Consider the following 8,344-nt stretch of genomic DNA (forward strand, 5'->3'; position numbering starts at 1 on the left):
CGGCCTTCGCCCTCAGAACGACGGGGGCAGGGCGCGTCTGGGAAGCCGCGCCCCACACAAAAGGAACGCCGCCCCTCCCCCGCGTCATCCTGAGCGCAGCGAAGGATCCGTCTCCCCCGACTCAATCGCCGTAGCCGATGTACTTCTCCATGATATCCAGGGGGACACGGGTGCCGGTGGCTTTGCACACCTTGTGGAAACCATATCGCTGGTAGAATCGCTGGGCCACCAGATTGTCCGGGGCGCAGCGCAGGCGCAGATAGTCCCGGCCCAGGGGCCGGTAGACCGACACCGCCTGTCCGATGAGCTGCACCCCCAGCCCCCGCTTGCGGAAGGTGGGCATCATATAGACAAAGGGGATATAGCCCACCCCCTTGTCGGCGTCCCGGCGCAGGTCCAGCTGGAGGACGCCGGCAACCTCGTCGCCCAGCATGACGCAGATGACCGAGTTGTGGTCGTAGCGCCACTGCTCCAGGGCGTCCCGGGCAAAGGCGTCCCCGTCGTAGTTGTCCCAGGAGCCGTGGATGTTGAGCCAGGCTTCTCCCCGGCATTGGCGGTAGAAGTCGCCCTCCCGCTCCATGTCCAGGGGCCGAAACCACATATTGGCGTCGGCCATGCCGCCGGTGTCCTGCTTCCACCAGCGCTGCTTGGCGAAGGTGGAGATCTCCTCGGGGAGGTGGCTGGCGTCATCGTGGAAGACCACCCGGACGTCGTCGCCGTCAAATTCCAGCAGGGAGACGGCGGTGTTGTCGCTGTGGGGCAGTTTGGCCGACTCCTCGATGCTCAGCCCCTGGAAGACGGCCAGGGCATTGCGGATGGCGGTGCCGTGGCTCACCACGGCCACCGTCTCATTGGGGTGGTTGTGGGCGATCTGCCGCACGGCGGCGGAGATCCGGGTCCGAAGGGTCTCAAAGCTCTCGCCCCCCTCCACCTGCCAGCGCCGGTCGGTGGCGTTGAACCAGGAGAGCTGCTGGACGTCGGTGCGGGCCACCTCGCCCCAGGTCCGGTCCTCCCACGCCCCCATGGCCACCTCCCGCAGGCTCTTCCGGGTGGTGAGGGGCAGGCCCTTGTGCTCATAGATGGCCCTGGCGGTGGTGCGGGTGCGGAAGAGGTCGCTGGAATACACCGCGTCCACATGGATGCCCGCAAACCGCTGGGCCAGCGCGGCGATCTGCCGGTAGCCGTTGTCGGTGACCAGGCTGTCATACTGCCCGTGGATGCGGCGGTAGAGGTTGCCCTCCGCCTCCGCGTGGCGGACCAGATAGAGTTTCGTCATTGGGGTCCTCCCTCTCTTCTCTCAAGCTAAATGCGATAGGGGGCCAGGGCCTGGTGGACCACGTCCTCAAAGCTCTCTGCCGCCCCCCAATCGAGCCGGAACAGGCCCTCTCCCCCACCGCCGCTGATGCAGCGCACTCGGGTCTGCCCAGTGAAATCATCCAGGATCACTGTGAGGGTGAGGCGGTTGCCCGCTCGGTAGTAGTGTTTTTCATAAACGTCCACCGTGCAGCTGCTGCCGTCGGTGCTGGCCACAGTGTGGGCGCCGATCAGGGTGCCGGTCACGCTGTCTGTCACCGCTTTGAAAATCAGATCCTGGCAGTCGGTCATGTCCAGAGTCACGAAATAGCTCAGATCCTCCATGGCGATCTTCCCCCTTTCACCAGGGCCGGACGCCCCCCGTGAGCGCGGCGATGTTGGCGAGGCCCTTTCGCTCGCCGATGGCGGAGAGCTCATCCCGGACCCGGACGGGGGCGTAGGCGTCGGCAAAGGAGGCGGTGCCCACCGCCACCGCCGCGGCCCCGGCCAGCATGAGCTCGGCGGCGTCGGCACCCTTGCTCACGCCGCCCATGCCCAGGATGGGCACCTTGACGGCATTGGCCACCTCCCACACCATCCGCACCGCCACGGGCAGCACGGCGGGACCGGAGAGACCGCCGGTGTTCATCTTCAAAATGGGCCGGCCCGTATTGACGTCGATGCGCATGCCCCGGATGGTATTGATGAGGCTGATGGCGTCGGCCCCCGCCCCCTCCACCGCTTTGGCGATCTCGGTGATGTCGGTGACATTGGGGGAGAGCTTCACCATCACGGGGACGGTGGAGCTCTTTTTCGCGATCTCGGTGACCTCGGCGGCCATCTCCGGCCTGGTGCCATAGGCCAGGCCCCCCGCCTTCACGTTGGGGCAGGAGATGTTGACCTCGATCATGTCCACCCCCGCCGCCGACAGCTTTTCACACATGCCGCCGTACTCCTCCGGGGTGTTGCCGGAGATGTTGGCGATGATTTTCACGTCGTGCCTGCGCAGCTCCGGGAGCTCGTGGGCGATGAAGGCGTCCACGCCCGGGTTCTGGAGCCCCACGGAGTTGAGGATGCCCATGGGGGTCTCGGCGATGCGGGGGGCGGGATTGCCCTGCCGGCGCAGGGGGGTGAGCCCCTTGACGCAGATGGCCCCCAGCTCGCTCAGGTCGAAAAACTGTCCGTACTCCCGGCCAAAGCCGAAGGTGCCGGAGGGGACCACGATGGGGTTCTTGAGCTCCACCCCGGCGAAATTTACCCGCAGATCAGTCATTCCAGTCCACCTCCCCGGCATTGAAAACGGGGCCGTCCTTGCAGACGTGCTTCCGGCTGCCGTCGGCCATGTCGCAGGCGCAGACCAGGCAGGCCCCCACGCCGCAGCCCATGCGCTCCTCCAGGGAGACCTGGCACGCCACGCCGTGGGCGGCGCAGGCCGCCGCCACCGCCTTGAGCATCCCCTTGGGGCCGCAGGCCATCACCACCGGAGGCTCCGGCTTGCCGGAGCAGGCGGCGCAGTCGGCCCCGGCGCAGGGCTGGTTCCGGAGGAACTCCTCCACCAGCTCTGTGACAAAGCCCTTCCGGCCGGTGGAGCCGTCGTCGCTGATGACGCTCATGGAGCGGCAGCACTCGACAAAGGCGTCGGTGAGCATCTGGTGTCCCTGGTCCCGGAAGCCCAGGGCGGCGTGGACCTCCGCCCCGGCAGAGGCCGCGGCCTTGGCCACGCCTAGCATGGGGGGCACGCCGATGCCGCCCCCCACCACCAGGAGCCTTTTGGCCGATAGGTCAAAGCCGTGGCCCAAGGGGCCCAGCACGTCCAGCATATCCCCCGCCTTCCGCCGGGAGAGCCACTGGGTCCCCTCTCCCCGGACCTCGAAGACCACACGCAGCAGGTCGCCCTGCCAGTCGCAGATGGAGATGGGCCGGCGGAGCAGGCGCTCCTCCCCGCACTTGATGTGGACAAACTGGCCGCAGGACGTCTGGGACGTCATCTCCTCCCCCACCTCCAGGGTGAGGGAATAGGCAAACTCGTTGAGGCGGACGGCCTCCGCCACGGTACACATCTTCTGGACAGGCATCCAGAACCCTCCCTACTTCTTTTTCTCCTTGTCCCGCTCGATCCAGCGGTGGTCCCGGTAGAACTCGTACCGCCCGCACTGGGGACACAGGTACAGGTCGGCCCGGGCGCACAGATAGTTGAGCCGGGCCGGCAGGAGGGCCGGGCTCAGGTATTCCAGCGCCGCCCCACAGGCGGGGCAGCGTTTTTCCATGGTCTCCTGCTTCTCTTCCACGCTCAGCCCTCCCAATCCGGCTTGTCGTCGTCCCGACCAAACCAGCGGCGCTTTTTCTTCTCCGGCTCCGGGGCTCGCTCCGTCTGCGGCGCGCCGGAGCCCTTCACAGGCAGACAGCTCATGCCGCAGTAGATGCACCGCTCGCTCTTCCCCACCTGCCCGCAGGAGGGGCAGCGGTAGTCGGGCAGGGCATCCTGCTCTGCCCGGTACCGCTCCGCCCGCTCCCGGGCCTCCTGCTCCTCCCCCCGCTCGTAGAGGTCGAAGTGGCCGCAGGTGGGACAGCGGTAGAGGGCGGCGTCAAAAAAGTCAAAGCTGAAGGGAAGATCGTTTTTCAAGTGTATGTCCTGGACATAGACCGCCGCTCCGCCGCAGGCGGAGCATTTTTTCGTTTTCCGTTCCTCAGCCATACTGCTCCCTCACTTTCGGTCAGGATCGCCGGGCATGGTCTCCTCCATGGTTTTCAGATCCACCACGCTGCCGCAGATGGGACACTTGCGGTCCCGGCGCAGGTTGCCGCAGGTGGGGCAGAGAAAGAGCTGGGGACTGATCTCCCCCGCCCTCACCTTCTCCTGGAAGGCCAGGAGCCAGGCCCGGTCCTCCGCCTCCTCCCGCCGCTCCGCCGCCCGGCGCTCCAGCTCCTCCCGGGGCAGGTACAGCTCCCCCCTGCCGCATTTGGGGCAGGTGTGGAGCTCCATGGGGAAGCTGCCGGGGTCCGTCCAGCCCGTCATACGGACCAGCCGCTCGTATTCCATCGCCCCGCCGCAGGCGGGGCAGGTCTTCTTTTCTCCCATATCCTTCACCTACTTCTCCCAGTCCGGCTTTTTCCGCCGGCCAAAAAAGCCCTTCTCCTCCCAGGGGTCGTCCCTGGGCTTGGTCCGCCGGTCCCCCGGTTCGGGTCCCGGCCCGGCGGCGGGCTCCGGCGGCGTGGCGTCCTCCGCCGGTTTTTCCTCCGTGGTGAGCCAGTCCGGCTCCTCCGGCGCCCGCTCCAGGAGCCACAGGGCCTTTTCGCATCCGGGACAGTACCAGGCGCCCTCGTAGCAGATGTTCCCCGAGAGAAACACCCCCTCCAGTCCCTGGCGCTCCTCCCCGGCAGGGCGCAGCTCCACCGCCTTCTCCTCGTCCCAGCCGGACACCTTCCAGCGCCGCTCCACCTGGTCCAGAAGGGCCCGGACCGGCTCTGGCATGGACGTCTGCCCGCCCGGCGTCGGCGTTTCCTCCGCCGGCGGCAGCCAGCGGTACTCCCAGTCGTAGGAGCGGACCCGCTTGGTCTGCATGGCCCCCGTGACCATGTCCTCTCCGCAGAACGGACACTTCATGGCCTTACCGGATGGTCACATACTGCGCGATGGCGTCCCGCATGGTCTCGGCGGCGGTCCGGGCGGCCGCCTGGAAGTCGGTCCCGTCCCCGCCCGTCTTCTGCCAGGCGCACATGATGGACCGGGAGGCGTTGACGATGGCGCCGTGGCCGTCCTTGTCAAAGGCGTGCTGCACATCCTCGGCGGTGCCGCCCTGGGCCCCGTAGCCGGGAACCAGGAAGAAGGTATGGGGCAGACGGGCCCGCTGCTCCTGAAGCTCCTCGGGGTAGGTGGCCCCGGTGACAGCCCCGGCCAGGCCGTAGCCGTACTTGCCCTCGCTGCCCGCCCCCAGCTTCTCGGCCATGTCGCCCAGGAGCTGATAGACTAGCCTGTCCCCGGCGGTCAGGTTCTGGAGCTCGCCGGAGCCGGGATTGGAGGTCTTGGCCAGGAGGAAGAGACACTTATCGTACTTTTTGCAGGTCTCCACAAAGGGGCCCACAGTGTCGGAGCCCATGTAGCCGTTGAGGGTGACGCAGTCGGCCCCGAAGGCGGTGTGGGCGGCGCTCCCCACCTGGGTCTCTCCCAGCCAGGCGTCGGCGTAAGCCTGGGCGGTGGAGCCGATGTCCCCCCGCTTGATGTCGGCGATGACAAAGAGGCCCTGCTCCCGGGCGTAGGCGATGGTCTTTTCCATGACGGCCAGCCCCTGCCAGCCCAGCCGCTCGTAGTAGGCGGCCTGGGGCTTCACAGCGGGGACCACGTCCTTGAGGGCGTCGATGAGGCCCTTATTGAACTGCCACACCGCCTCGGCGGCGCCGGCCAGGGTCTCCCCGTGCTGGGCATAGGCGGCCTTGAGGATGTGGGGCGGGATCTGCTCCGGCTTAGGGTCCAGACCGGCCACGGTGGGATTGCGCTTTTCAATGATCTTCTCCTGCAATACATCAAACGACATTTTTATACGTCCTCCCTTTCTCTGTCCTTGTAGACGATCTTTCCGCCCACGATGGTATACTTCACTTTACCCCTCAGCTCCCGGCCGGCAAAGGGGGTGTTGCGCCCCTTGGAGGCGAACGCCTCCGGGTCCACGGTCCAGACTTCGTTGGGGTCGAATACGGTAAAGTCGGCCTCGCCCCCCAGGCTCAGCCGTCCCTTGGGGATGCCCAGAATACAGGCCGGGTTAAAGGTCATCTTCTTCAAAATGTCGGAGAGGTCCAGCTTCCCGGTGTGGTAGAGGGCGGTGAGGGTGGCCCCCAGAGAGGTCTCCAGCCCCACCATGCCGCTGGGCGCCTCGGCCAGCGGTCTGGCCTTTTCCTCGGCGGAGTGGGGCGCGTGGTCGGTGGCGATGGCGTCGATGGTGCCGTCCCTGAGCCCTTCGATGATGCCCTCCACGTCCTGCTTTGTCCGCAGGGGGGGATTGACACGGGCCATGGCGCCCTGGGCAAGGACCTCGTCCTCCGTGAAGGTGAAGTACTGGGGGCAGGTCTCGCAGGTGATGTGGACCCCCTTTTTCTTGAACTGCCGGACGATCTCCACGCTGCCGGCGGTGGAGATGTGGCAGATGTGGACAGCCGCCCCCGTCTCCTCGGAGAGCATGGCGTCCCGCATGACCATCAGCTCCTCGGCGATGGCGGGACGGCCCGGCAAACCCAGGGCCCGGGAGACCCGCCCCTCGTTGACGGCGTAGTTGCAGACCATGTCGGCGTCCTCACAGTGGGAGAGGACGGTGAGCCCCAGCCGTTTGGCGCGGATGAGGGCATCCCGCATCAGATTGGCATTCTGGATGGGCATGCCGTCGTCGGAGAGGGCCACCGCCCCCGCCTCCTTCAGGGCCTGGGCGTCGGTGAGGGCCTCCCCCTTCTCCCCCACGGTCACCGCGCCGATGGGCCACACCCGCACCCCGCAGGACTCCGCCCCCCGGCGGAGGATGTATTGGATCTGCTCGGGGCAGTCCACGGCGGGCCTGGTGTTGGGCATGCAGGCCACAGAGGTGATGCCGCCCCGGGCGGCGGCAGCCGTACCGGTGGAGATGTCCTCCTTATATTCCAGGCCCGGCTCCCGCAGGTGGACGTGCATGTCCACCAGTCCGGCGCACACGGTGAGACCCCGGGCGTCGATGACCTGGGCCTCGCTGTCCCGGAGGTCGCTGCCGATCACAGCCAGTTTTCCATCCTCAATGAGAATGTCCATCACGCCGCCGATCCCCCCAACGGGGTCCACCAGACGGCCTTTTTGGATGAGAAGCTTCACGTCATTGCTCCTTTCCTACGTTGGGCACAACAAGAGAGGGACCGGGCGGCCCGCTCCCCTGGGATGATCTCCCTCCGGCGGCCCTGTTCGCTGTGTATGCCGCCGACTTCCTTATAATTATAGAAGATGTGTCTTCGTTTGGCAATGGATTTTTCATGAATCCTGGGCACAATAAGGGCAGACTGGTTCAGAAGGAGGAATATCATATGGAACGCAGAACCATCATGCGCAGCATCGGCCTGGGCATGGCCGCCGGCGCCGCCCTGGGGCTGCTGATGGCCCCCCAGAAGAAAACGCTGAAGTCCACCGCCAAGAAGGCCGTCCGGGCCGTGGAAGACGCCGCCGAAAACATGACCCAGCACCTGAGTATGTAACGCCGCCCCCCGCCGTTTTGAACAGCCCCCCACTTGTTAGACAGGATATATACTGTCCAACAAGTGGGGGGCTGTTCACATTGTGGTTACGGGGGCTTCTTTTTGTCATGTGCTGACACAAAAGATGCAGACATATGAAAGCAGCCTGTAAGGCGGCACACCAAACCGGAGCCCAGTGCAGCGGGTCCGGTTTGGAAAGGAGGAACAAGGGAGCGAGCGGATGACTCTTTTTTGTGTGTAAACATAAAAAAGCGTGGTCGCAAAGCGAACTTTGCGACCACGTGGTGACCCAGCGGGGATTCGAACCCCGGACCCATTGCTTAAAAGGCAATTGCTCTGCCAACTGAGCTACTGAGTCAAATATACAAAAGCCGGCAAAATGGCGAAAAATCTGGCTGGGATGGCTGGACTCGAACCAGCGGATGCGGGAGTCAAAGACCCGTGCCTTACCACTTGGCTACACCCCAATACAGCGATACCTAAAAGCAAAGGGCCGGAGCGGACGCTCCGGCCCTTCTGCCTTGAGGTCATATGGGGTGGGTGACGGGACTCGAACCCGCGACACTCGGAACCACAATCCGATGCTCTACCAACTGAACTACACCCACCATGTTTCAGACCGTATTACGTATACGCCACCAACTAAGAGATACGCAGCCGATTTCTGTCCGTTCCTGAGATATATGGCACGCCAGAAGGGACTCGAACCCCCGGCCCACTGCTTAGAAGGCAGTTGCTCTATCCAACTGAGCTACTGGCGCGTATGGAGCGGGTGATGGGAATCGAACCCACGCGACCAGCTTGGAAGGCTGGGATTCTACCATTGAACTACACCCGCACGGGCACTGTC

At 65.3% G+C, this 8,344-nt stretch carries 11 protein-coding genes and 5 tRNA genes; 1 reads left to right on the forward strand and 15 read right to left on the reverse strand.

Annotation, left to right across the window (positions count from 1 at the left end; translation table 11 throughout):
• Positions 1 to 121: 121 nt before the first annotated feature.
• From Q0Y09_RS00095 to Q0Y09_RS00140, 10 genes are read right to left on the reverse strand one after another with little or no spacing between them, the layout of a single operon-like run.
• Positions 122 to 1,276, reverse strand: a complete 1,155-nt coding sequence (locus tag Q0Y09_RS00095) for a bifunctional histidine phosphatase family protein/GNAT family N-acetyltransferase (RefSeq protein WP_297716339.1) — start codon at positions 1,274 to 1,276, stop codon at positions 122 to 124.
• A gap of 26 nt (positions 1,277 to 1,302) precedes the next feature.
• The gene (locus Q0Y09_RS00100; protein WP_297716340.1) at positions 1,303 to 1,638 is read right to left on the reverse strand and encodes a DUF6054 family protein; all 336 of its coding nucleotides are present in this window, start codon (positions 1,636 to 1,638) and stop codon (positions 1,303 to 1,305) included.
• A 16-nt stretch (positions 1,639 to 1,654) separates the two neighbouring features.
• The gene (locus tag Q0Y09_RS00105) at positions 1,655 to 2,566 is read right to left on the reverse strand and encodes a dihydroorotate dehydrogenase (protein ID WP_297716341.1); all 912 of its coding nucleotides are present in this window, start codon (positions 2,564 to 2,566) and stop codon (positions 1,655 to 1,657) included.
• Entirely contained in the window at positions 2,559 to 3,368 is an 810-nt protein-coding gene (locus tag Q0Y09_RS00110; RefSeq protein ID WP_297716342.1) for a dihydroorotate dehydrogenase electron transfer subunit, read from the reverse strand. The genes Q0Y09_RS00105 and Q0Y09_RS00110 overlap by 8 nt, the downstream gene beginning before the upstream one ends.
• A gap of 12 nt (positions 3,369 to 3,380) precedes the next feature.
• Positions 3,381 to 3,581 (reverse strand): hypothetical protein, encoded by a 201-nt coding sequence (locus Q0Y09_RS00115; RefSeq protein WP_297716343.1) that lies wholly within the window; start codon positions 3,579 to 3,581, stop codon positions 3,381 to 3,383.
• Between the two features lie 2 nt (positions 3,582 to 3,583).
• Positions 3,584 to 3,988, reverse strand: a complete 405-nt coding sequence (locus tag Q0Y09_RS00120; RefSeq protein ID WP_297716344.1) for a hypothetical protein — start codon at positions 3,986 to 3,988, stop codon at positions 3,584 to 3,586.
• Positions 3,989 to 3,997: 9 nt separating this feature from the next.
• On the reverse strand, positions 3,998 to 4,372 hold the full coding sequence (locus tag Q0Y09_RS00125; protein WP_297716345.1) for a hypothetical protein: 375 nt from the start codon (positions 4,370 to 4,372) through the stop codon (positions 3,998 to 4,000).
• A gap of 9 nt (positions 4,373 to 4,381) precedes the next feature.
• Positions 4,382 to 4,897, reverse strand: a complete 516-nt coding sequence (locus Q0Y09_RS00130) for a PF20097 family protein (protein ID WP_297716346.1) — start codon at positions 4,895 to 4,897, stop codon at positions 4,382 to 4,384.
• Positions 4,898 to 4,901: 4 nt separating this feature from the next.
• Positions 4,902 to 5,825, reverse strand: coding sequence for an orotidine-5'-phosphate decarboxylase (gene pyrF / locus Q0Y09_RS00135; protein WP_297716347.1), 924 nt, complete (start codon positions 5,823 to 5,825; stop codon positions 4,902 to 4,904).
• A 2-nt stretch (positions 5,826 to 5,827) separates the two neighbouring features.
• Positions 5,828 to 7,120 (reverse strand): dihydroorotase, encoded by a 1,293-nt coding sequence (locus tag Q0Y09_RS00140; protein WP_297716348.1) that lies wholly within the window; start codon positions 7,118 to 7,120, stop codon positions 5,828 to 5,830.
• Between the two features lie 206 nt (positions 7,121 to 7,326).
• Between Q0Y09_RS00140 and Q0Y09_RS00145 the strand changes: the two genes are divergently transcribed.
• Positions 7,327 to 7,494 carry a YtxH domain-containing protein gene (locus Q0Y09_RS00145; RefSeq protein ID WP_297716349.1) on the forward strand — a complete coding sequence of 56 codons (168 nt, stop codon included), beginning with the start codon at positions 7,327 to 7,329 and terminating at the stop codon, positions 7,492 to 7,494.
• Between the two features lie 282 nt (positions 7,495 to 7,776).
• On the opposite strand, the gene Q0Y09_RS00150 is transcribed toward Q0Y09_RS00145, so the two are convergent.
• The 5 genes from Q0Y09_RS00150 to Q0Y09_RS00170 form a co-directional block, all read right to left on the reverse strand.
• A tRNA-Lys gene (locus Q0Y09_RS00150) sits at positions 7,777 to 7,852 on the reverse strand.
• Positions 7,853 to 7,886: 34 nt separating this feature from the next.
• Positions 7,887 to 7,961: transfer RNA gene (locus tag Q0Y09_RS00155), tRNA-Gln, on the reverse strand.
• 65 nt (positions 7,962 to 8,026) lie between these two features.
• A tRNA-His gene (locus tag Q0Y09_RS00160) sits at positions 8,027 to 8,102 on the reverse strand.
• Between the two features lie 76 nt (positions 8,103 to 8,178).
• A tRNA-Arg gene (locus tag Q0Y09_RS00165) sits at positions 8,179 to 8,255 on the reverse strand.
• 3 nt (positions 8,256 to 8,258) lie between these two features.
• A tRNA-Gly gene (locus Q0Y09_RS00170) sits at positions 8,259 to 8,332 on the reverse strand.
• Positions 8,333 to 8,344: the final 12 nt, after the last annotated feature.

The sequence above is a fragment of the Intestinimonas sp. genome (assembly GCF_026169115.1).
Taxonomy (GTDB): domain Bacteria; phylum Bacillota; class Clostridia; order Oscillospirales; family Oscillospiraceae; genus Intestinimonas.